Source organism: Thiomicrorhabdus heinhorstiae, from assembly GCF_013391765.2.
Taxonomy (GTDB): domain Bacteria; phylum Pseudomonadota; class Gammaproteobacteria; order Thiomicrospirales; family Thiomicrospiraceae; genus Thiomicrorhabdus; species Thiomicrorhabdus heinhorstiae.
In genome coordinates this window covers 16,916-38,068 of record NZ_JACBGI020000017.1, presented here as the reverse complement: position 1 = coordinate 38,068, position 21,153 = coordinate 16,916, and the positions used below count along the sequence as shown (strand labels likewise).

The following is a 21,153-nucleotide window of genomic DNA, read 5'->3' as shown; positions in this document are numbered from 1 at the left end:
CTGGGTTGTTGTTTTTTCGGATTCATTCGATTGATGACGTTTTTGGGTCGGAAAACCTTGGAAATCGTGTTTGAGCCGAGCCACAAGTCGATGAATTGCGATTATAAATTGTTAGGCATTATGCCGATTTATCGCCGTGCTTGCAACGCTTTCGCTCCCAAGCAGGGCAGTTGGCGGCCTTTGCTTAAAAGGAGTTTAAGCTATACCAGACTTAATAATGGAATCCCTGGCAGCGATAGTAGTCGTAACTGACGACCAAACGACCGTTTTCATACAGAGGCAAACGATCGATCTTTTGGCACGATTCGAATCGATATGCCTGAGTGCCGATCGGCATTTCCTTGTCGTAACTCGGTTGGACTAATAGTCCGCTTGAGCCTTGCGGCGCCTGCGGGAACCAATAAGGGAACTGGGTTTGTTTTTTATTGGCAATGAAGATCGGCTGCGGTCTTAAATACCACGCTGATCGGCTGGCGTAACTCCAGTTGCCGACAAAAATGCGTTCTTCTCCGGTCTGTTCTGTCAGCTGTTGGGCTTTTTGCAACGCTTGCGGCCAGCCGAATTCGGTCTTCAACGGATTTTTATTGTCTTCGAACGGATACCAGAAAGTGTACAGCAGGCTCTGTAAAGAGACGTTCAGCACGGTAAAAATAATCAATAAACCGGCGGCCGAATATTTAATCCAGCGAATGTGACGGTTGTGCCATAGGGTGCCTGCAACCAAAGGCGTCATCAGCAACCAGGAAAGGGAGAGCCAGTGTGGCAGGCTTTCTTCAAAACCGGAGCCCCAGGCAAATAATACCGTGACCGGCAGGGCAAATAGCACCAGTAAACGGGAAGACGGATTTCGGTAGTTGTCCGGTTTGACCAGCATCCACCAGCCGATAAAGTAGATTAAAGGCGTGTAGCTGACCAGTTGAATCGCTTGGGAACGAGCAAAGTTTTCCCATAGCCAGTGAGTCTTGCCGGTTCCATGGTCGATTTGGTATTGGAAGGATGCCCAGTCATGCAGCCAGTTCCAATAGAGTACCGGGGTGATAAAAATCAGTGCGATTAGTATCGATAGCCATAATCCTTTGTCCTTGAGCCAGTCCCAGCGCTTGCTAAACAGCACGACTAGAATTAATGAGGCAACCAGTGTAATGGCGGTGTATTTGGAAAGTGCCGCCAAGCCGACCAGAATGCCGAGATAGACCCAGAGGCGTAGCGGCGTTTGTCCGATGGAAAATTGCAGTAGTTGATGTACGACAGAGATCAAAAGCAGGGCAAAGATCATTAATGGCAGATCGGGAAGAAGCCCGAAGCCCATGAGCGAGAAAAGAGTGCTGCTATTAAGCAGTGCCAGGCTCCAGAAGGCGATCCATTCAACGTCCTCCTTGGCGTTCCTTTCATCGAAAAGTTGTTGCACCAGGTGGTAGAGCAGATAATTGACTATTGCAAACAGGAGGATCGGAACCAGGCGAGCGCCCCAATCAGTCGGAACCAGAGCCATCGGAAGAATCTGTAGCCAGCCGACCAGTGAAGGATGGTCAAAGTAGCTCCAGTCGGGATGTAGTCCGTACAGAGCATAGTGTGCCTCGTCGACACCAAGTTCGGTATGAAATGCCAGAATGAGATGCAGGAAAGTGACGATGCTGACAAGCCAGATGCCGGCTGATGCTGGTCTCATAAAGAATCCTTGCAAGGTAGCTGAATGATTGGTTGAAAAGCGCTCGGCAAATGGTATTGCCGCCTGATAATAAACGAAGTTGCCATTTTAACGAAATTAGCCGACAGGACCTATTTTTTCTCTTCCGGCCAGGTTTTCACTTGTGTACAAATCGGTTTCTAGCCTGTGGATAAGTTGTGAGAAAGTGGATAACTGCATAAAAGAGATGTTGGCAGGTTGAGTTTGCTTTGCGAGCTACAGCGGTGTTTTATAGGGTTCGCCGGAGATTTCTTGTACCAGTTTCGGAAGCAGATAACCGGGTAACCGTTCTCTCAAAGAGGTGTGCAACGCTTGGGCGGTAGCTTGATTGACTTCGAAATGTGCACTGCCGCTGACCCGGTCCAGTTGGTGTAGATAATAAGGCAAAACGCCTTGGGAAAAGAGTTTATGGCTCAAAGCTTCAAGGGCCTCGATGCTATCGTTGATCTGCTTTAGCAGTACGCTCTGATTTAACAGATGTATGCCGCTCTGACGATAGGCGGTGAATAAAGCGGCGGTTTCCTGGTTTAATTCCTGCGGATGGTTGCAATGAATAACCATAACTGCATTTAACCGAGTCTTTTCCGCCCATTGAATAATGCTGCGGTGTACAGGTTTTTCGGGTATTGCGATCGGGGTTCGACTGTGAAAACGTAAGGTCTTGACCTGCGGGATCTGTTCAATTTCTGCCAGAAGTTGCAACAGGGCTTCGGGGTTGAGCGTTAGGGGGTCGCCGCCGCTGAGAATCACTTCATGGATACTGTCGTCTCTGCGAATATAATCCAGCGCTTCTTGCCAGTGGCGACGGTTGATCTGCTCCTGATAAGGAAAATGGCGGCGAAAACAGTAACGGCAGTGAAGGTCGCAACGCGGGCTGGCCATGAGCAAAACGCGACCATGATACTTATGTAATAGACTTGGTATCGGATTCTTATGTAGATCTCCGACCGGATCGGTTTTGAAACCGGCAACCTCTTGTCCTTCCTGCGGATCGGGACGAATTTGCAATAGCAAAGGGTCTTTAGGGTCGTTTGGGTTGATCCGCTGCAAAAACGCTTGTGGTGCTTTAAAAGCAAAACCGTAGTCGGGTTGTTTGCGCAGGGTATCTGTATCGAGTACAGCGGCGGAATCTAGCGTCATGGTTAATTAGCGGCCTTCAAACAAAGAGCGATCAGTCAATGATGAGCATTGTAACGGGCTTTGTTACGCTTTTCATCTTTAGGTCTGTGAGAAATGATCTGTTGAGGATTTTGTTTTTTACCCATAAGGGTTTTGCGGTAAAATAATCGGATTTGATTGATAAACATAACTTATTCGGAACTATTCTAGGTACCTATTTATGGCAAGTTACAGCACCAGCGAATTTAAAAACGGCTTAAAGTTCTTGATGGACGGACAGCCTTGCACCATCCTTGATAATACAATCGTTCAGCCAGGTAAAGGTCAGGCTTTCAACCGCGTGAAATACCGTAACCTGATGACCGGCCGAGTATTGGAAAAGACTTTCAAGTCAGGTGAAAAGGTTGATTCAGCGGATGTTATTGATACCGATCTGCAATACTTGTACAACGATGGTGAGTTCTGGCACTTCATGGATGTGGAAAGTTTTGAGCAATACCAGGCGCCGGAATCGGCGGTATCCGATATCAACAAATGGTTGATCGAACAAGATATGTGTACGGTAACTTTGTTTAACGGACAGCCGATTTCTGTAACGCCTCCTAAGCAGGTCACTTTGGAAGTAACTGAAACCGATCCGGGCTTGAAAGGTGATACTGCCGGAACAGGCGGTAAACCGGCTACTCTGTCAACCGGAGCTGTTGTCCAAGTTCCTCTATTCGTGCAAATCGGTGAAATGGTTGTGGTCAACACCGAGAAAGGCGAATATGTCTCGCGTGCGAAATAACTCGCTCGACAGACGTTCTCAATTGCAAAAACGCTCGCAGCTACTGCAAAGTCTGCGGGCGTTTTTTTATGAACGAGATGTATTGGAAGTTGATACACCGATGCTTTCTGCCGGGGCGACGCCTGATTTGCACTTGCGTTCTTTGAGCAGTAGGGTGCAGATTCCAGGGATCAAAGAAGCGCAGACCTTGTACTGGCACACGTCGCCGGAATATCCCATGAAACGTCTGTTGTGCGAGGGTTCCGGAGACATTTTTTATCTTGGCAAGGTCTTTCGAGACGGTGATCTCAGCCCGCGCCATCAGGTTGAATTTACTATGCTGGAGTGGTATCGCCTGGGCTTCACCCTGCAACAGCTGATTGATGAAGTCTGTGAGTTGATTAATAGCATTCTACCGACTCCAAGAAAAATTCAGCAATTGAGTTATAGGCAGGCTTTCGCCGAACTGGCGGGGATCGAGGATATTTTCCAGGCAGATGCACAGAGTTGCATCGAGTGTTTGCAGCGCTATGGCGTGCCGGAAATTGTTGGTGTCGATGCCGATGACAAACCTCTGTGGGAACAGTTGGTATTAACCGAAGTGATTGAACCGCAGCTTGGTCAAGGAGTAATCAGCGTGCTCTGTGATTTCCCGGCCAGGGATGCTGCTTTGGCGAGAATCAATCCGCAAGATGCCAAGTTTGCCGAACGGTTTGAGGTGTTTGTCGATGCGATGGAATTGGCCAATGGTTACCGAGAATTAACCGATGCTCGGCTTTATCGTCAGCGCTTTGAAGCAAATTTGCTGCAACGATCACAATTCGGTCTGTCACCGGTTCCGCTCGATGAAAAGCTGCTGCAAGCCTTGGAGAAATATTCGTTACCGGATTGCAGTGGCGTCGCTTTAGGTGTCGATCGGTTATTGATGCTGCAACAGGGGTTTACCGATATCGAACAAGGCCTCTCTTTCGGATTGCATGACGCCTGATCCATCTCTTTATTCAGAGTTTTCTATTTTTTTATATTCGGTTTTAGGCTCGCTTTTGATCACGGGCCGTCGAAGAAGTTGTTGTTCGTTGTGATTGTTTTGGTACTGGTAGGCGGCGTGTTTCATCGATTATAAGTCGAATGTCAACGGAAACTCGGGGGTGAAGGGGGGGCTTGACAGAGGGTGTATAATAATTTAATTCGTGTTAATTTTTTTGCTGTTTAGCGTTTTTTAGGAGAAACTCCATGTCTGAGATCCCAGTCACTAAGCGTTCCGTGATGGTTCTGTTTTCTGATCCGAAGAGCCCAAGCTGCCATCGCGTACGCCTTGTTGCCAAAGAAAAAGATATTCCGATGGATATCATTGAAGTGGATACTGATAGCCTGCCGGAAGATTTATTGGAGTTGAACCCTTATGGAACTCTGCCGACTTTGGTTGACCGCGAATTGGTATTATACGATCCGCAAGTCATTATCGAATATCTGGACGAGCGCTTTCCACATCCGCCATTGATGTCGGTTGATCCGATTTCCAAAGCGCGTGCGCGCCAAATGTTGCGCCAGATCGAAACAGAGTGGTATCCTTTAGTGGAAACCATCATGCACAGTGATGATGAAGCGGCGGTTAAAACTGCTCGCCGTGACCTATTGGAACGTTTGATTCAGCTGATTCCGGTATTTGCCCACAAACCTTACTTTATGAGTGAAGACTACTCGCTGGTCGATATCAGCATGGCCGTCATGTTGTGGCGTCTGCCTTATTTGGGTATTGAACTGCCGAAAACGGCAAAGCCGATTATGGATTACGCTGAAAAAGTGCTTAATCGTGAAATGTTCTCCGAAAGCTTGTCGGATGACGAATTGGATATGAGAGACTAAGAATGATCTCGAATCGCCCTTACATGATCCGTGCTCTATACGATTGGATCGTTGACAACCGCTGGACACCGCATATTCAGGTTGACGCTGATTACCCGGGTGTACAGGTGCCTCAGGAGTATGTTCAAGACGGCGTCATCGTCTTGAATGTCAGTCCGTCGGCGGTCTTCGGTTTGGCGATGGAAAATGACCGTTTTCAATTCAAAGCCCGTTTCGGCGGTGTTGAAAGAGTGATCGGTTTTCCGCCGCAAGCGGTATTGGCGATTTTTGCCCGTGAAAACGGTCACGGTATGCCGTTTCCGCCGGAACCTTATCCGAATCAGGAATCGGCTCAGGCACAGGTCGCTTCCAAGCCGAAAATAAGTGGTGTTGAAAGCACAGGCCCGAAACCGGACAAGCCGGCAAAAAAAGACGACAAGCCAGACAAAGGTGATAAGAAGAAAAAACGTCCGACACTTTCAGTCGTTAAATAGTCTCCAGTTCTTCAATCACTTATTGCAAAGCCCCAAAACGGAAACTCCGCTTTGGGGTTTTTTATTATCCAAGGTCTGTTTAGCCTGCTTAGGAATAAATATTTCCAGTTGGGCATTTTGCCGAAAATCCGATTTGGAATATCTTCATGAAATGTAAAACTTGTCCGGTCGACGTGAAAATTTAAATGGTTTATGCTGTTTATTCTTAAGTTAGGAAGTAGGTTTGATATGAGTAAATTTGCTTTAGATACATCACGCGAGCAGTCTCGCGGTGAAGAGATTGCCAATACAATCAGTCATGCGGTTGCCTTGGTCGCGATTATCGTCGGCACGCCGTTCTTGATTTGGAACGCCGTACAGGAAGGGGATGCCGGTTTCGTGGTCGGTGCGAGTATTTTTGCCGCTTCGGCAATTTTGCTTTATCTGGCTTCCACAGTCTACCATGCACTGCAGTCCGGTAAGGTGAAACAGATTTTCCGTACCCTGGACCATTCGGCAATCTTTTTGTTGATTGCCGGCACTTATACTCCTTTTACACTGGGTGTTTTGAGCGGTGCCTGGGGGTGGACTTTGTTTGGTATTGTCTGGGGCCTGGCAGCTATTGGCGTGGCCATGAAAGCCTTTAAATGGGGTTATCATCCTTTGTTGTCCACCGGACTTTATCTCTCAATGGGCTGGCTGGTAGTGATTGCGATTAACCCTCTGCTCGAGATGGTGCCGACCGAAGGTTTAATGTGGTTACTGGCCGGAGGCCTGTTCTATACCGTGGGTGTGATCTTCTATGCAACCGATTCGAGATTGAAATACGGGCATTCCATCTGGCATTTCTTTGTAATGGGTGGAACAGGCTGTCACTATTTTGCCATTCTATGGTATGCGGCTTAATCGTCGAATCTGTTTGTAAGAGATGGGTTTGGCAAGGCTGTTTTGGCGATGGTTAATTCATGTGCCAGCCAGCCTTAATACCGTTGATTAAATTATTCGAAAGGCTGGATAAAATCGATTTGGATATCCCGTTCGCCGAAGGCTTTTTTGACAGCCGTCTGATCTTTTTCCTGCAATAGCAGTTTCAGGTTCGGGCCTGCATCCATTGTGAAATAGACCTCTATTCCTTGTTCCCGCAGTGCCCAAACCATCCGCATGGCAGCGACCGATTCCGGTTGCCAGTAGACGATCGGTGGCCAGGTCGCGATCATGGTAGCGTGCATGCTCAATGCATTGTGCTCCGCGGTTTTACCAACCAGAGTAAAGTCTTTCTTTTGAATGGCGTCAACAATCGTTTTCAGTTCGCGTTCGGCTTGCTCCGGCCATGCCTTATAGAGGTCGCAGGTATCGACGGTCTGCTGCATTCCGACGGTTGAACCAACTGGCTTTTCCCTAGTATCGACTTTGACCAGTCCGATGGTCAGTTCCGGCCATAGAGTTGCCAGAGGTTCGGCAAAACTGTCCATGCCGTCGTTCTGATGACCTTTGTGCCAGACTGCAAAACCATCGAACAGCGAACGACTGGCACTGCCGCTGCCGAAGCGGGCTAAAAGGGATAAGCTTTCTTTCGGTAATTGCCAGTCAAACAAATCGTTCAAGGCCAGAACCAGAGCCGCATAGCCGGAGGCCGACGAAGCCAGGCCGGCAGCGGTCGGCACGCTATTGCTGGTATCGACCGAAAAAGCGGTGGTTTGGTCGGCGCGGAACCAGTTTAGAAACTGGCTGAGGCGTTTGGCAAAAGTCGCTTCCGGTTCCAGAGTGGTGCCGTTAAGACGGATAATGTCTCTATCATTCTCAGTGATGCTTAAAGTGGTTTCCGTGCCCAGCCCGGGCAAACTGATCGAAACACTGCCGTTAATGGGTAGATTCAGCGCTTTATCACGTTTGCCCCAGTATTTACTCAGAGCGATATTGACCGGCGCCTGGCCGTGACCGCGGGTTTTTTGTGCCTGTAGCGGAGATGAGTTGGCGCTCTGTGTGAGGATCTGCTGGATAAAATCTTGTTGTCTCTGTTTATCGGTCATTGCTGGGTCACTTGAGTTTATTCATTCATAAGCACTTACGATGTGCGCGCCTTGAGGTGTAATCGGTAATTGTAACTGTAAATAATCGGCCAGGTTTGTTTCGGCAGGGCAATTTACCAGCAAATTAGCGTTTGAAGGGGCGTCTGTACGGTTTATGGCGCCAATTGCCACAACGCAATCGCCTAAGCCGGAGCCGGAGATTTTGCAGGCACAGACCTGCGGGCAATGAACTAATTGTTCGATCAGATAATCCATGTTCTCATCGCTGACACCGAGTTGTGCCATCAGCATTTGATAGCTTCCGAAACCCCGATAGAACGCATCGTAGTCTTGCTGTTGTAAGGCTTGATAGGCTTGTAGAGTCGTCAGGCCCATCTGTCGGTACAGTGTCTGTAATTGCTCAGGTTGATCCAGCCATTCTTCGGCGACTTTCGCTAGCACATCAGAGGTTGGTGTTTTATAGCCGCTGTAAACCAGTAACAGCGGCATGCTGGCGTTCAGTGAAGCAATCTGTGAATCGGAGGATTTGCTCGGAGGCTGGAAATAAACTACTCCACCGAACAAACTGGCGGCGAGATCAGTTGCCGAACCGCGTCCCTGAATATCGAGTATGACCTGTTTCCCGATCTGCCACAGTTCTTTAGAAGACAAGTTGCCTTGGCTCAGGTGATTCAATCCGACCAGTGTGGCGGCCAAAACCGCTGCCGAACTGCCCAGTCCGATAGTGGAGGAAAACTCGCTGCTGATTCTGATATTCAAGCCGGGAAGGCGATGCGCTTGAAAAGCTTTTAAGGCATGCATGACAAAGAGCAGTTTAGGATAGAGTTCAATCGTATTCCAGTCGGTTTGAATGTTGCCGAGCGCCGATTCGATATGGATTTGACGATCGTTACGGACTTGCCAGTCAATTTCGATCCACTGGTCCAGAGCGCATGCCAGCGCCGGGTAACCGTATACCACGCTGTGCTCACCGAGCAGCATGCTGTTGGCCGGGGCCTTACTGATCAATCTCATGTCGGAATATCCTCGCAAATTAACTGTGCATGAGCATGTTGCAATGGATAACATGGCATGTTGTTTTTCCGGCATAGTGATGTAGGGTCTTGCTCGCCAATATAGAGCAGAATTCCTCCCGGACCGTCGGTGACGCTTCCGGCCCCGCAGATTTTGGCCGCTCCGCCGAGTTGAGTTGTGAGAGTGTGGATAAATTGCGTCATCTTTTGCGGTACCACGCCGATTTGTTCCAGAAGTTGCTGATTGTGTGCAACGGCAGTTTTCAGAGATTCGAAATCGCTCTGCAGGCAGGCCTGGTGCAATTCTGTTTCCACGGTTGTAAATTTCTGCCAGATTGCCAGGTCGCTCGAAAAGTTTCGGGCGACCTGCGCTACACATTCTCCTGTACTGCTCAGGGGAGCGCCGCTGTCGATGATCCAGCCCCGTAATTCACAATCGGTAAGAGATTCGGTGACTTCGTTTTGAAAACGCAGTATTCCGCCGTGAATAATTGTGGCCGGATCGATGCCGCTTGAACGGCCGTGCTGGAAATGTTCAATATTTTGAGTCATCTCCAGCAGAGCTTCAGGGTCCAATTCGATCGAGTTTTGTCTTGCAAGGGACATAAGCATGCTGGCAATAATCGATGCCGAACTTCCCAGACCGCGGCCGATTGGAATATCGGAATCAAGCTCAAAATGCCAGATGCCGTTTTTCAAAGGGTAACGGAGTTGGAAATGTTCGAAAGCGACTAGAAAAAGTTCTTCCGGTTCTTGCAGAACTTGATCAATGCGGCATTGATCGGTAGTGAAATCACGATAGCGTTTGTGAATTTCCGCAACTCGCGCAGTCCATTGGAACGGATTGAAACGGGAGCGGTGTTGCAGGTTTTTCAGGTTGAGATCGATAACCAGTTCGGAGCTGGCAGTATGACGGCATCGGCAGTGGCTGTAAATCGGAATGGCCATGCTGATAGCCGGGCAGCCGTAGAGAACGGCATGTTCGCCCGAAAGAATTAACTTTGCGGGGGCGGAGCACAGGCTGTCCATAGTCGAAACCTAGGCCGGCTCTACTTTCTGGTAATAGCGTTTGTGATCTTGAATTCCGGCAAGACGGAAAGGGCCGCGATTCAAGGTTGCAAACTCGATATTATCAACTGCACAATCGACTTCATGATAATACTTCAGATAGTCTGCGTAGCTTAGAGGGGTGCGCTGATCGATCTGTGTTTGATGCGACTCGGTCATCATCACTTTTTGATAGCCGGGCTGGACGATGCCGGTAAAGAACTCGGCCACACAACCTGAGCCGTAGCTGAAGAAACTGACTCGCTTATTCTCCAGATTCTGTTTCAGATTGTCCAACAGGGAGATGAAGCCGACAAACAACGAGGCACTGTAGCTGTTACCGACTACGCGGTTATAGATCTGGCTTGGAATGGTCTGCTCTTCGAATTCCTGTTCGCTGATTTCGGCTCCGGTCAGCTTGACCAAGGTCTGATGAGCCTTCTCCGCCATTTTGGTAAAAGGGATGTGGTAGCAGAAATAGTCGATGTCGTCAAAGGTGCGTCCGGTCTGTTCGGTGAAATGCTGCCACGCCTGTTTCAAACTGTTGAGGTAAACCTTGGTCGAATATTTACCGTCGACTAACGCGGTGGTGCGGTGGTTCGGGCGCCAGAAATCCATTACGTCGTCGGTGAAATAACCTGAACCCGGTTCGATTTCCAATACACGCGGTTCACTGCTGATTAACATGGCGACAGCGCCACAGCCCTGTGTCGCTTCACCGGAAGTGTCGACGTCGTATTTAGCGATGTCGGCGGCAATGACAAGGATTTTTTCTTTCGGATTGCTGCGTACCATCGCCGTGGCCATTTGTACTGCGGCGGCACCGGCATAGCAGGCATGTTTGAATTCAACTACGCGGCAATTTTTGCTGAGGCCGAGCAGGCCGTGCAGGAAGACACCGGCCGATTTCGACTGATCGACACCGGTTTCTGTGGCAAATAAAACGGCAGAAATCTGATCCGCTCCAACTTGCTCGATAATCGGGGCAGAGGCTTTGGCAGCCAAGCTGACGATATCTTCATCCGGCGGAGCAATGGACATCTTCTCTTGACCAATACCAATATAGTATTTGTTGACGTCGATATTCTTTTCGGCCGCGAAGGTATCCAACCCTAAATAATAATCGGCAGTGGAAAAATGCAGTAAATCTATACCTACTTTCATCATTAAAGCGGATTCTTATGTGTTCTTGTAATTCATTGCCCTGATTAAAACGCCGTTTTCGGCAGAATTAAAGAGGTGTTTAAGTGTAAGTCTTCGGCACTCTTGATGCCCAGTAAAAATTGCGCGGTGCGGAATTCGCGCTCAAAGCGGCGGATTATCTCGATAACTTCGGCACTTGAATTCATGGCTGCAGACAGTAAAGGGGCAGCGATCCCGCATAAGCGACCGCCCATTATAACAGCTTTTACCATGTCTATGCCGTTTCGAATTCCGCCGCTGGCGATAAATGTCGCCTGTGACTGATATGGAGCGCTCAGTTGCAGGGCCTCCAGAGTCGTCAGTCCCCAATCTTCAAACAGGAAACCAAGGTCGTCATTCGAACGATGCGCTTCGATTCGGCTCCATGAAGTGCCGCCGCGACCCGCCAGATCAAAATAACGAATACCGGCTTGTAAACCAAGTTCAATATCCTGCGGAGACAAGCCGCAGCCGACTTCCTTGAGTATGATTGGAATGTCCAGTTTTTCGTTTAACCGGTGAATTTTTTCCATCAATGCTGAGAAGTCGGTATCGCCTTCCGGTTGGATGACTTCCTGTAACGGATTGAGGTGCAGGTAGAGGGCATCTGCTTGCAGGGCTTCAACGGCACGCTGCGCCTCATCAATTCCGAAACCGTAATTAAGCTGTACCGCTCCCAGATTGGCGATCAGAGGCACAGTCGGCGCATAGCTGCGCAGTTGGAAACTTTTTCTGGCGTTGGTATCTTGAATCATCGCTCTTTGCGAGCCGACTGCCATAGGCACCTGGCACGCTTCGGCGGCTTCAGCCAGATTGCGGTTGATCTGCGACAGATTGTCAGCCGCTCCGCCGGTCATGGAGGCGATGAGAAAAGGAAAGGCGATCGGTTTGCCTAGAAAACAGCTTGAGGTTTTGAGGTCTGCCAGATTGCATTCCGGCATAGCGCGGTGCATTAATCTTAGCGAATCGAAAGCAGCCTGATTGCGATCCACTTTAGGGTCTTCAAGTACCGCTTGAATGTGATCTTGTTTGCGCTGGTTCAATAACAGCGTCTCTTGCGGCGATACAGGGCGAGTCATAAATCCGACACGCCTCAGCGGGAACGTTCGAGTTTCAGGTGAGCCGCCATCAGCTCGCCTGGATTGGTCTGTGCCGCCAGCAAGGAAAGTTCTCCGCAGAAGGCAGTTGCACCGGCAATACACGCCAGGCGGCGGGCATTGGCTCCGGGTTCCTTATCACGATCGGCACAACCCAGTTGTTCAAGATTCTCCAACACGAAATCCAGACCTTTGCCGTTACCGACGGTACCGACAATCAGATTCGGCAAGGTCGTAGAAAAATACAGGTCGCCGTCGGGCGTGACCTCGGCATGATTGATCGCCTGTGAGCCTTCCACAATATTGGCGGCATCCTGTCCCGTCGCCAGATAGAAGCCGAGCAGCATATTGGCTACATGTGCGTTGGCCGTTCTCAGACCTCCGGAAACGATACTGCCGATCAGATCCTTTTTAATATGCAGATCGACCAATGCTTCGGGCGTGGTTTTCAGAAAGCGTTTGCAGTATTTACGCGGAATGGTACATTCACAGACCACATACTTGCCGCGGCCGAGGATACCGTTGACCGCAGAAACTTTTTTGTCTGTACAGTAGTTGGCGGAGATGGAGACATATTCCAGATCGGAATATTTTTGCAGAATCCACGGAATCAAATGGTCGGCGGCATTGGTCGCCATATTGTGCCCGGAAGCGTCACCGGTCAGAAACTCCAGTCGCAGATAAATCAGATTGCCGACGACTTGATGATGCATGGCGTCGAGTTTGGCAAAGCGGCTGCTTTGAGAAATAACTTCCTGCATCGCGTCTTTATCGTTTTCAATTTGGCGCAGGCGCTGCAGAGCGGTTCCTGCATTCGGTGCTTGCAGTAGAATCGAGCGCGTCATTCGCTCGTCTATAACGGTAACGCGGATACCGCCGGAGTGGGCAGCAACTCGAGCTCCTCGCGCAACCGATGGCCATAATGGTGTTTCGTAGGTCGCCATCGGAACCATAAGATCGTCGACAGTGACATCGCCGATAAGCTTAAAGGGGCCGACCGATTGCATCGGAATAGAGGCGAAAAGAGTCTGCTGTGAAGGTGTCTGATTTTCCATAGGCGATATTATAATGGAGCACCGCAAACGATGATAAAAAAAGTACGGAATTTATCGGTTTAAGTACATCAGTGCACGTTTGTGATTTAAAAATGTGCTTTGCGAAGGCTTGAATATGAATGTCAAAGTCATTAATAAATCAATTCATGCCGCAGACAGGCGATGTGGTTTCGCCGATAATTTGGATGGAACTAATTAAAAACGATTGAAAAAGGAAACATTATGGCTCTAGCGACAGCGCGTCATATTTTGGTAGACAGTGAAGAGAAGTGTCTGGAATTAAAACAGCAGATTGCCGAAGGCGCAGACTTTGCCGAAGTGGCCAAGCAGAATTCACAGTGTCCTTCCGGGCGCAGTGGCGGTGATTTGGGACAGTTCGGACCGGGAATGATGGTTCCGGAATTCGACAAAGTAGTTTTCAGTGCCGATGTCGGTTCGGTTGAAGGTCCGGTTAAGACTCAGTTCGGCTATCACCTGGTTGAAGTAACCAGCCGTTCGTAACCGATTGGTTGTAAAAAAGTAAAAAGCCCGCTTGGAATATGTTTCAAAGCGGGCTTTTTTGTACGGGATTCGGTATTTGAAGTTATTTTGGATAAAAATTGAACTTCTGACCGCTGATCGCTGCTTCGTACATTAAACCGCCCTTGGCAATGGTGAAAGTCGCCATGCCTTTATAGTATTGGCCTTCGGCGGCAACATAGTCGTTACCGGCATTAGCGGTTGCTGACGTTCCTTTGGTTGAAGCTTCGGCAGCGACACCGGCAGTGATCGCGACGGCTGAAGCTTGAGCACCGAATTCAAAGTTACCGCTGGTGAATTCGTCATAGGCGCGCTTGTCCTGGAAAAAAATAATCTGGCTGAAAGCCTGACCGCCAAGCTGGAAACCGATCGAACCTTGTGTCATTTCGGTCATGCCAGCGTATTGTCCTTGCTTGTATACACGGCCTTGACCGTAGGCACCGCCTATGACAAAGCCGACTTTACCGATAGTAGGAAAGACGGCATAACCGTATGAGTGCTTGAAGAAGGCGGCTGATTTCGACGCATTACGAAAGGCATCGATGGTTTTGACATAGTCTTTATCGTGGTTTTGCTGTTCCATTTGCGGTGCGTTATCCGCTTCAGCCGCTTGAACGCTTGGTGCCGTCCATGCTAAAGCCAAACATAAAATTGAGGCGATACGAGTCGACTGTTTCATGGCTCCTCCTTAAGTATCTGGTTGTGAGGTTATGTATCCAACTTTTGGCTTCATTGTACCTAGAAAGTTTGTAGCATTCCGAAATAAATCCTGACTATAGCTTGAATAAACCGATGAGGGGGAACGCTTCTCCGTCGTTGTCACATATCCTTCATGTATTCGGTATACGAATCTTTTACCCTAAGCGACATAACAGGCATGCAAATAAATTGTCAGCCGATAAATTGAGGAGAGATCAAAGGAATGAGTAAGGTGATTGTGGTCGAAAAAGCCAGTTCGATGGAATCTTCGCGCTCCTTTCAAACTAAGCCTGAACCTGCCAAGGTGGTTAGCGAGACCCGAGGGAACTCGATTCGACGCCTGACTCTGGTCAGCGATGCATGGCAACCGCAGGTAAACGGCGTTGTGACGACTTTGAACCACCTGGTTAAAGAGCTTACCGCCCAAGGGGTTGAGGTGGATGTCATTCAGCCGCAGCCTTATCCATGCTTCCCTTTGCCGACCTATCCGGAAATTCGTCTGGTTCGTCGAGCACCCGCTCTTGAAGAACGTCTGCTTAATTTCCGCCCTGATGCGATCCATATCGCCACCGAAGGTACCTTGGGCTGGGCCGTCCGCAAATTGGCACTCAAGCACGGTTTACCTTTTACCAGCGGCTATCACACCAAGTACCCGGAATATATTCATAAACGTTTTCCGTGGATTCCCGAATCCTGGGTTTATAAATTTCTAAAACGCTTCCATTCACCGGCACAACGCACGCTTGTGCCTGGCGAGTCGATTCAGCAAGAGTTGCAAGGTAAGGGGTTCAAGGATTTACGCTTGATGAGCCGTGGCGTCGATACCGACCTGTTTAATCCCGAGCGGCGTAGTGATCTGGGCTTGCCGAGACCGATTATGTTGTATGTTGGTCGAGTGGCACCGGAAAAAAACCTACGGGAATTCCTCGATCTGGATTTACCGGGAAGCAAACTGATCGTCGGTAAGGGGCCGGAACTTGATGTTTTGCAGAATGCCTATCCGGAAGCGGTTTTTGTCGGAGCCAAGCGTGGTGAAGAGCTGGCTAAATATTACGCCAGTGCCGATGTGTTTGTTTTTCCTTCCAAAACCGATACCTTCGGGGTGGTAAATCTGGAAGCGATTGCCAGTGGAACGCCGGTTGCCGCCTTTCCCGTTACCGGTCCGAAAGACATTCTTAAAGAGGGTGTCAACGGTTGTCTGAATGAGGATTTGGGCGTCGCCATTACACAGGCGTTGAAATTGGATCGCGAACCGATTGCCGAGTCGATTCCTGAATTTCGCTGGCCGCATGCCGCCAAGCAGTTCTTACAGAATCTGGCGCCAATCAAAAAGTAACGCCAAGGTTTATTCGTTTGTCTTCCGGAAAATATCCCTCATGATTGGCGATTCATTCCCTGAATAGAGTAGGATAAGCTCGATTGTACGGAATTCGAGAGAGCAGATTATGAGGTTTTATCTTTACGCTTTACTGGGCGGATTGCTGAGTTTTCAGCTGAGCATCGTCCATGCCGGTCAAGCTGCGCTTGCCATGCCGGATTCTTACAGTGCCGAAGCGGTCGAGAAGGTGTTGCGGTCAGGGGGGAATGCAGTTGATGCGGCGGTGGCCGGAGGCTTTGTGCTGGCAGTCACCTATCCGGAGGCGGGGAATTTAGGCGGCGGCGGTTTTATGACCCTGTTTATGCAGGAACAAAACCGTTCGGCTGCACAGGCGTATTTTCTGGATTATCGAGAAACCGCACCGGGTTCCGCTTCGCGGGATATGTATCTTGATGGAAAAGGAGAAGTGATTCCGTTTGCTTCTCTGGTCGGGGCGAAAGCCAGCGGGGTTCCCGGAACGGTGATGGGTTTATGGCAGGCGCATCGGCGTTTCGGAAAGTTGTCTTGGAAGCAATTGTTACAACCGGCAATCGACTTGGCGCAAAACGGTTTTATCGTCGATCCTGCTCTGCAGGAGCACAGCCTGTGGTACCAGTCCTGGGTGGCAGATAAAAGCGATGAAGAACTGAATTTTGACCACTATTTCGGGAATCTGCAAAGCGGAGAACGTTTTCGGCAGCCGGAACTGGCGCAGACCTTGCGACGAATTGCCGAGTCCGGCGCGGACGATTTTTATCGCGGGCGCACTGCTGAACTGATCGTGCAAAGCATGCGCGCTCGTAACGGTCTGATTGATAGCAAGGATTTGGCCGGATACCAGGTCAAGTGGCGGCAACCGATCCGTTTTGACTGGAACGGTTATCAAGTGATTTCCGCTCCGCCGCCGAGTTCCGGCGGGATCGCTCTCGGTCAGCTGTTGCAAATGTATAGCATCTTGAAGCCGCAATATCTGAAAGCGCAGGAAACCGCGCGAAGGAATTTGCAAGACCTTGTTGCTTTAAAGACGCACTTTTTTGCAGAAATGGAAAAGCGCGTCTATGCCGATCGCGCCGAATACCTGGGTGACAGCGACTTTGTTGCAGTGCCTGTAAAGAGTTTATTGAGTAGTGCATACTTGCAGAAGCGTGCGGCAGAGGTGAATCTTCAGAAGATCTCTGACAGTGAAGCTGTTAAACCCGGTCTGGCGGAGTCGCCGGAGACCACACATTTTTCGATTGTCGATAGCGACGGTAACGCGGTTTCCAATACCTACACTTTGAATATGCCGTTCGGTAATGGGGTGGTTATTGAAGGCGGTGGTTTTCTGATGAATGACGAAATGGACGACTTTTCGACCAAGCCGGGAGTCGCGAATGTATTTGGCGTAACCGGCGGTCATGCCAATGAAATCGTTCCCGGCAAACGCATGTTGTCATCGATGTCGCCGACCTTGGTTCTGGATGGTGAGCGTGTTAAAGCGGTAGTCGGAACACCGGGCGGTTCAAGTATTATCACTTCGGTTTTTCAGGTATTGGTGAATAGCCTGGATTCGGCTGTGACAAAAGAGATGGATGGGGAAATGAGCGCCCAGCAAGCCGTCGATGCATTGCGTGTTCACCATCAGCTATGGCCGAAAGATCGCATTGACTACCATCCCGAGTTGTCGCCGCAAACCGAAGCGGCTTTAAAGGCGAAGGGGTATAAATTACGTTTGAATAATTATCTGGGCGATGTCCAGTTCTTATTGAGGAAAGATGACGAATGGCAGGCGGCTTCGGATTATCGAGGCCGAGGCCAGGCAAAAGTTTTCACGTTGCCCGCGAAGGTTCAAACTGAAAATTAAATAACTAAACAGGCAATTAATCGATGAGAGGATCAAGGATGAAATCGCCGCATAAAGGTTTAAAGCGGGTCGTATATGCCGCTGGCTATTCGTGGAAAGGATTCAAATCGACTTGGAAGCATGAAGCCGCGTTTCGTCAGGAAGTGTGGCTGTTTATTCTATTGCTTCCGGCTGCTTTCTGGATCGGTGAAAGCGCTTTCGAACGGGCGATACTGATTGCGGTTCTGATGATCGTGCTGTTGGTCGAACTATTGAATACGGCAGTTGAATCGGTGGTTGATCGTATCGGAGACGAATATCACAAGTTGTCCGGGCGAGCCAAGGATCAGGCTTCGGCGGCGGTGTTTCTGTCGTTTTTTATTGCGGCGGTCGTGTGGATCGGATTTATTATTTCCAAGCTGATGGGCAGTTTGTAAAAAACTGATCCAAATGCGAAAACCGCTCCAAAATCGGAGCGGTTTGCCTGCGTTTTTTAATCTAAAGCAGCCAGCGCTGCAGCATAGTCAGGTTCTTGGGCGATTTCAGGTACCTGTTCGGTGTAGATCACTTTTCCTTCCGAGTTGATCACCACTATGGCTCGCGACAAAAGTCCTTTAATTGGCCCGGTTACAATACTGACACCGTAGTCCTGGCCGAATTCAGGCGAGCGGAAAGCGGAAAGTGTCGTGACTTTATCCAAACCTTCAGCGCCGCAAAAGCGATCAAGAGCAAACGGCAGATCCATTGAAATACATAATACTTCGGCTCGTTCTGCACCATCGGCATTAAAGGCACGGGTCGATGCTGCGCATACGCCTGTATCGATGCTTGGGAAAATATTCATAATGACGTTTTTGCCTGCAAAATCCGCCAGACTTTTTTCGCTAAGGTCTTTTGCGGCCAATGTAAAATCTGGTGCCAGGCTTCCGACAGCCGGTAGTTGCCCGACGGTTTCGATCGGATCGCCGCCTAAAGTGATAGTAGCCATAGTTTCCTCCTTGATGAGTCTAAGTGCCCGATAGGGTTTTAACCGGGTTCAGTAGACACCAAGCTCGTACACTTGGCTAATCAAAAAACTTTATTCGCCATTAAACAATCGTGAGGCAGTCTTTAATCCGTATTTTAAACGGTACTGTTTAGATCAAATTGGTTAAGGTTGTTATCCGGCTCGGACCGAGAAGGTATCGGTAGATTTTAATTTCTGCACAAAGGGTGCATGGCACTGTTGTTCGCTTAACCAGCGGGTTTCCGCCTCAAGATCCGCCTGATCGATTACTTTCTGCCAGACTCGTTCCGAAGCATTCCAGCGATAGCCGCGGCTGCGCAGGGTATCCTTGACTTCAAATGGAGCTCCGACCGCTTTGACCAGCGATTTGCTGCTGCGTATCGCCTTAAGAAGGTAGAAAAAAGCCGGTTTCTGCTCGTCGCCGACGGATTGCGATAACAATTCGGTCAGGGCCTGAACGTCGTCTAAAGCCCGATGGGCTCCGTAGTAGAATTGGCCGACTTTCCAGCACAAAAATTCCTGGCTGCGAGAACCGACATCGGTCAGTTTCTGCCAGTCGATCTGTGCCACCGAACAACCCCAGATCTTATCGACAAATACTTCGGAATAGCGTTCCAGCACCGGGCGGTCGAAAGCGGCGTTGTGTGCGACGCATAGCTGAACCTGCTGAATATCTGCTTCGACCTCGTCCCACGGAATCGAGTGTCCCTTTACGTCTTCCATCGTCAAGCCGGTCACCTGGGTGACTTCTGCACCGATTTCGCCTTCCGGTTCGTTCAGAAAGTTTTTAGCGCTCAGAACACGGTAAAAAAGGCCGTGAGAGTCGAATTCGACCAGCTGGTAACCAAGTTCGATGATTTCACAGCTTTGGGTATCAAGCCCGGTGGTTTCGGTATCGATCAGGCAGACTCGATGGGTTGTTTCCGGGGAAGGTGCGTTGAAAGTCTCGCGCGGTGACAGTTTGCGTAAAACCTGATAGTCGCCGCTGGCTTGCAGTTGCTGGATGCATTGCTCAAGAGATTGCGCGGTAGCTTGTTCTGGGGAAGGCGTCATAATGTTTCGTCTTAGTTTTTAAAGCAAGGAAGTTGGATTTTAACACTAACGATCTTTTTCTGTCGGCAGGCTTCGTGAGGCGAGAGGGCTGGGCAATTTTAACCAGGTCGCCAGAAGCATGAGCCTCAGAGCCTTGGTCCAGGGTTGTTTCAGTTCGAGCCGGCAGCTCAGTTGCAGTCGATTCTCGCTGTGGCGAACCTCCTGCAAGTGAATCGAAGCGATACTTTGCAGATCATATTTGCTCGATAGGATGGCGGCAATTTGCCGTGGGAAATAGCCGAGCAGAGCCGCTGGCTGCGGTTTTTCCAAAGGGTAAAATAGTTGCACCGCATTACAGTCGTGAGGGTTGTCCGCTTCGCGTTTGGCAGTGAGTTTTGTGCCCGGATACAACTGTTTCTGCCGATATAAAGTTTCTGCCTGATAGTAGTAGCTGCCTTTGATAATCAGATCGAGTTTAAAGTGCATCTGCGGCCTCAAGTCGCCTGTTGAATCTGCGGATGCAGCAGATCCAGCTGCTTTTCGTCGAGTTTAAATTCCTGCATTTCGTCGCTAATCGGGCACTCGAATCGCAAACGATAAGCGGTCAACTGCAGATTGATGTCTGCGAAATGGCATTGATCGAGTACCTTATCACCGTGCAGACGGTCGCCGATCACAGGGTGACCGATGGCACTTAAATGCCGACGAATCTGGTGTTTGCGTCCGGTATCGATTTTGACTTCGACACGGGTACATTGACTGCCGTTACGCTCGAAGGTGTATAAGGGATGGATATGGCTGAGTGCTTGTCGATCATCGATAGGCGTGTCGATACTGATCGCTTCGGCCAGTAATCCGTGAACATTGGCTTGATAACGTTTTTCTATCCGGCGGTTTTCGAATAGTGAGGTCAGGGTTTGCGCCAGTTTTTTATTGTGAGCCAGCAGCATTAAGCCCTGAGTCGCGCGGTCGAGGCGATGAACGATCCAGCAGGGTCGGGTATTTTGCACTTCTACCCAACGATACAGAGTGCAAGCGTCACCATACTTGGAGCCTTGCGACATGACGCCGCGCGGTTTTAGCCATAGAGAGTAATCTTTAAAATCGGCAATTAAAAGCGGTTCATGAGTGCAAGGCCTATCCAGTTGAGGATGGTAGTAGAGGTCGAGCCGATCCTGTTGCCGTAATTCGTTTTTTAGTCGGCGCAGGCGTTCGGGCTTGCGGTAGGTGCCGCGTTTTGAATCGAAACGACTCAACCAGACGGCGCCGTTTTGCGCCAGTCGCTTTAAATCACTATTGCTGAAAACTTCAAGACCGGCCAAGGCTTGCAGCGCGGTTTGCGGAGCTGTGAGCTCGGTATGGAAGTGTTGTGGTTGTTGGCGGTCGGACATAAGTTGGCTTTGA

The 21,153-nt window shown here is 49.6% G+C and carries 22 protein-coding genes; 9 read left to right on the top strand and 13 right to left on the bottom strand.

From position 1 onward, the window contains the following. Nucleotides 1–211 precede the first annotated feature (211 nt). Nucleotides 212–1,669, bottom strand: a complete 1,458-nt coding sequence (locus H8792_RS08730) for a glycosyltransferase family 39 protein (protein WP_185978565.1) — start codon at nucleotides 1,667–1,669, stop codon at nucleotides 212–214. A gap of 234 nt (nucleotides 1,670–1,903) precedes the next feature. Beyond that, nucleotides 1,904–2,827 (bottom strand): EF-P beta-lysylation protein EpmB, encoded by a 924-nt coding sequence (epmB, locus tag H8792_RS08725; RefSeq protein WP_185978564.1) that lies wholly within the window; start codon nucleotides 2,825–2,827, stop codon nucleotides 1,904–1,906. Nucleotides 2,828–3,026: 199 nt separating this feature from the next. Here epmB and efp point away from each other — a divergent pair, with 199 nt between their 5' ends. From efp to trhA, 5 genes are all read left to right on the top strand, one after another. Beyond that, entirely contained in the window at nucleotides 3,027–3,593 is a 567-nt protein-coding gene (gene efp / locus H8792_RS08720; RefSeq protein WP_185978563.1) for an elongation factor P, read from the top strand. Continuing rightward, complete coding sequence (gene epmA / locus H8792_RS08715; RefSeq protein WP_185978562.1) at nucleotides 3,574–4,560, top strand: EF-P lysine aminoacylase EpmA; 987 nt, start codon at nucleotides 3,574–3,576, stop codon at nucleotides 4,558–4,560. The genes efp and epmA overlap by 20 nt, the downstream gene beginning before the upstream one ends. A gap of 245 nt (nucleotides 4,561–4,805) precedes the next feature. Next, nucleotides 4,806–5,438, top strand: coding sequence for a glutathione S-transferase N-terminal domain-containing protein (locus H8792_RS08710; protein WP_185978561.1), 633 nt, complete (start codon nucleotides 4,806–4,808; stop codon nucleotides 5,436–5,438). 2 nt (nucleotides 5,439–5,440) lie between these two features. Further along, complete coding sequence (locus H8792_RS08705) at nucleotides 5,441–5,911, top strand: ClpXP protease specificity-enhancing factor (RefSeq protein ID WP_185978560.1); 471 nt, start codon at nucleotides 5,441–5,443, stop codon at nucleotides 5,909–5,911. A 228-nt stretch (nucleotides 5,912–6,139) separates the two neighbouring features. Next, the gene (gene trhA, locus H8792_RS08700; RefSeq protein ID WP_228767038.1) at nucleotides 6,140–6,796 is read left to right on the top strand and encodes a PAQR family membrane homeostasis protein TrhA; all 657 of its coding nucleotides are present in this window, start codon (nucleotides 6,140–6,142) and stop codon (nucleotides 6,794–6,796) included. A 92-nt stretch (nucleotides 6,797–6,888) separates the two neighbouring features. Here trhA and mvaD read toward each other — a convergent pair whose 3' ends face one another. Genes mvaD through H8792_RS08670 form a run of 6 tightly spaced genes read right to left on the bottom strand, consistent with a single transcriptional unit; the run spans nucleotide 6,889 to nucleotide 13,314 of the window. Continuing rightward, nucleotides 6,889–7,920, bottom strand: a complete 1,032-nt coding sequence (gene mvaD, locus H8792_RS08695) for a diphosphomevalonate decarboxylase (protein ID WP_185978558.1) — start codon at nucleotides 7,918–7,920, stop codon at nucleotides 6,889–6,891. A 21-nt stretch (nucleotides 7,921–7,941) separates the two neighbouring features. Beyond that, nucleotides 7,942–8,934 (bottom strand): mevalonate kinase family protein, encoded by a 993-nt coding sequence (locus H8792_RS08690; protein ID WP_185978557.1) that lies wholly within the window; start codon nucleotides 8,932–8,934, stop codon nucleotides 7,942–7,944. Next, nucleotides 8,931–9,962 carry a mevalonate kinase family protein gene (locus tag H8792_RS08685; protein WP_185978556.1) on the bottom strand — a complete coding sequence of 344 codons (1,032 nt, stop codon included), beginning with the start codon at nucleotides 9,960–9,962 and terminating at the stop codon, nucleotides 8,931–8,933. Before H8792_RS08685 ends, H8792_RS08690 begins: the two co-directional genes overlap by 4 nt. A gap of 9 nt (nucleotides 9,963–9,971) precedes the next feature. Continuing rightward, nucleotides 9,972–11,147: a hydroxymethylglutaryl-CoA synthase gene (locus H8792_RS08680; protein WP_228767037.1), complete on the bottom strand. Its 1,176-nt coding sequence runs from the start codon at nucleotides 11,145–11,147 to the stop codon at nucleotides 9,972–9,974. Between the two features lie 41 nt (nucleotides 11,148–11,188). Further along, nucleotides 11,189–12,241 carry a type 2 isopentenyl-diphosphate Delta-isomerase gene (gene fni, locus H8792_RS08675; RefSeq protein WP_185978555.1) on the bottom strand — a complete coding sequence of 351 codons (1,053 nt, stop codon included), beginning with the start codon at nucleotides 12,239–12,241 and terminating at the stop codon, nucleotides 11,189–11,191. A gap of 14 nt (nucleotides 12,242–12,255) precedes the next feature. Beyond that, nucleotides 12,256–13,314: a hydroxymethylglutaryl-CoA reductase gene (locus tag H8792_RS08670; RefSeq protein WP_185978554.1), complete on the bottom strand. Its 1,059-nt coding sequence runs from the start codon at nucleotides 13,312–13,314 to the stop codon at nucleotides 12,256–12,258. A 222-nt stretch (nucleotides 13,315–13,536) separates the two neighbouring features. On the opposite strand from H8792_RS08670, the gene H8792_RS08665 reads away from it, so the two are divergent. Beyond that, on the top strand, nucleotides 13,537–13,815 hold the full coding sequence (locus H8792_RS08665) for a peptidylprolyl isomerase (protein WP_185978553.1): 279 nt from the start codon (nucleotides 13,537–13,539) through the stop codon (nucleotides 13,813–13,815). A gap of 82 nt (nucleotides 13,816–13,897) precedes the next feature. Here H8792_RS08665 and H8792_RS08660 read toward each other — a convergent pair whose 3' ends face one another. Continuing rightward, a complete protein-coding gene (locus tag H8792_RS08660; RefSeq protein WP_228767036.1) occupies nucleotides 13,898–14,512 on the bottom strand; it encodes a lipid-binding SYLF domain-containing protein in 615 nt (204 codons plus the stop codon). Nucleotides 14,513–14,755: 243 nt separating this feature from the next. Here H8792_RS08660 and H8792_RS08655 point away from each other — a divergent pair, with 243 nt between their 5' ends. The 3 genes from H8792_RS08655 to H8792_RS08645 all read left to right on the top strand — a co-directional run bounded on the left by H8792_RS08655 (nucleotide 14,756) and on the right by H8792_RS08645 (nucleotide 18,148). Then, nucleotides 14,756–15,868: a glycosyltransferase family 4 protein gene (locus H8792_RS08655; RefSeq protein WP_228767035.1), complete on the top strand. Its 1,113-nt coding sequence runs from the start codon at nucleotides 14,756–14,758 to the stop codon at nucleotides 15,866–15,868. A gap of 109 nt (nucleotides 15,869–15,977) precedes the next feature. After that, entirely contained in the window at nucleotides 15,978–17,732 is a 1,755-nt protein-coding gene (gene ggt, locus H8792_RS08650) for a gamma-glutamyltransferase (protein WP_185978552.1), read from the top strand. A 38-nt stretch (nucleotides 17,733–17,770) separates the two neighbouring features. After that, nucleotides 17,771–18,148, top strand: a complete 378-nt coding sequence (locus tag H8792_RS08645; RefSeq protein WP_185978551.1) for a diacylglycerol kinase — start codon at nucleotides 17,771–17,773, stop codon at nucleotides 18,146–18,148. Nucleotides 18,149–18,204: 56 nt separating this feature from the next. Here the strand turns inward: H8792_RS08645 and tpx are convergent, their stop codons facing one another. The 4 genes from tpx to H8792_RS08625 all read right to left on the bottom strand — a co-directional run bounded on the left by tpx (nucleotide 18,205) and on the right by H8792_RS08625 (nucleotide 21,140). Further along, the gene (gene tpx, locus H8792_RS08640) at nucleotides 18,205–18,699 is read right to left on the bottom strand and encodes a thiol peroxidase (protein ID WP_185978550.1); all 495 of its coding nucleotides are present in this window, start codon (nucleotides 18,697–18,699) and stop codon (nucleotides 18,205–18,207) included. A gap of 171 nt (nucleotides 18,700–18,870) precedes the next feature. Beyond that, a complete protein-coding gene (locus H8792_RS08635; protein WP_185978549.1) occupies nucleotides 18,871–19,770 on the bottom strand; it encodes a 3'-5' exonuclease in 900 nt (299 codons plus the stop codon). A 45-nt stretch (nucleotides 19,771–19,815) separates the two neighbouring features. Further along, nucleotides 19,816–20,235: an HIRAN domain-containing protein gene (locus H8792_RS08630; protein ID WP_185978548.1), complete on the bottom strand. Its 420-nt coding sequence runs from the start codon at nucleotides 20,233–20,235 to the stop codon at nucleotides 19,816–19,818. Nucleotides 20,236–20,243: 8 nt separating this feature from the next. Continuing rightward, on the bottom strand, nucleotides 20,244–21,140 hold the full coding sequence (locus H8792_RS08625) for an RluA family pseudouridine synthase (protein WP_185978547.1): 897 nt from the start codon (nucleotides 21,138–21,140) through the stop codon (nucleotides 20,244–20,246). Nucleotides 21,141–21,153: the final 13 nt, after the last annotated feature.

Coding starts and splice junctions, on each gene's coding strand:
- mvaD (WP_185978558.1), bottom strand. CDS start 7,920: ATGACCGATAAACAGAGACAACAAGATTTTATCCAGCAGATCCTCACA.
- ggt (WP_185978552.1), top strand. CDS start 15,978: ATGAGGTTTTATCTTTACGCTTTACTGGGCGGATTGCTGAGTTTTCAG.
- H8792_RS08705 (WP_185978560.1), top strand. CDS start 5,441: ATGATCTCGAATCGCCCTTACATGATCCGTGCTCTATACGATTGGATC.
- H8792_RS08670 (WP_185978554.1), bottom strand. CDS start 13,314: ATGGAAAATCAGACACCTTCACAGCAGACTCTTTTCGCCTCTATTCCG.
- H8792_RS08685 (WP_185978556.1), bottom strand. CDS start 9,962: ATGGACAGCCTGTGCTCCGCCCCCGCAAAGTTAATTCTTTCGGGCGAA.
- H8792_RS08635 (WP_185978549.1), bottom strand. CDS start 19,770: ATGACGCCTTCCCCAGAACAAGCTACCGCGCAATCTCTTGAGCAATGC.
- H8792_RS08710 (WP_185978561.1), top strand. CDS start 4,806: ATGTCTGAGATCCCAGTCACTAAGCGTTCCGTGATGGTTCTGTTTTCT.
- H8792_RS08630 (WP_185978548.1), bottom strand. CDS start 20,235: ATGCACTTTAAACTCGATCTGATTATCAAAGGCAGCTACTACTATCAG.
- epmB (WP_185978564.1), bottom strand. CDS start 2,827: ATGACGCTAGATTCCGCCGCTGTACTCGATACAGATACCCTGCGCAAA.
- H8792_RS08625 (WP_185978547.1), bottom strand. CDS start 21,140: ATGTCCGACCGCCAACAACCACAACACTTCCATACCGAGCTCACAGCT.
- H8792_RS08645 (WP_185978551.1), top strand. CDS start 17,771: ATGAAATCGCCGCATAAAGGTTTAAAGCGGGTCGTATATGCCGCTGGC.
- efp (WP_185978563.1), top strand. CDS start 3,027: ATGGCAAGTTACAGCACCAGCGAATTTAAAAACGGCTTAAAGTTCTTG.
- H8792_RS08655 (WP_228767035.1), top strand. CDS start 14,756: ATGAGTAAGGTGATTGTGGTCGAAAAAGCCAGTTCGATGGAATCTTCG.
- H8792_RS08730 (WP_185978565.1), bottom strand. CDS start 1,669: ATGAGACCAGCATCAGCCGGCATCTGGCTTGTCAGCATCGTCACTTTC.
- epmA (WP_185978562.1), top strand. CDS start 3,574: ATGTCTCGCGTGCGAAATAACTCGCTCGACAGACGTTCTCAATTGCAA.
- fni (WP_185978555.1), bottom strand. CDS start 12,241: ATGACTCGCCCTGTATCGCCGCAAGAGACGCTGTTATTGAACCAGCGC.
- H8792_RS08660 (WP_228767036.1), bottom strand. CDS start 14,512: ATGAAACAGTCGACTCGTATCGCCTCAATTTTATGTTTGGCTTTAGCA.
- H8792_RS08680 (WP_228767037.1), bottom strand. CDS start 11,147: ATGATGAAAGTAGGTATAGATTTACTGCATTTTTCCACTGCCGATTAT.
- trhA (WP_228767038.1), top strand. CDS start 6,140: ATGAGTAAATTTGCTTTAGATACATCACGCGAGCAGTCTCGCGGTGAA.
- H8792_RS08665 (WP_185978553.1), top strand. CDS start 13,537: ATGGCTCTAGCGACAGCGCGTCATATTTTGGTAGACAGTGAAGAGAAG.
- H8792_RS08690 (WP_185978557.1), bottom strand. CDS start 8,934: ATGAGATTGATCAGTAAGGCCCCGGCCAACAGCATGCTGCTCGGTGAG.
- tpx (WP_185978550.1), bottom strand. CDS start 18,699: ATGGCTACTATCACTTTAGGCGGCGATCCGATCGAAACCGTCGGGCAA.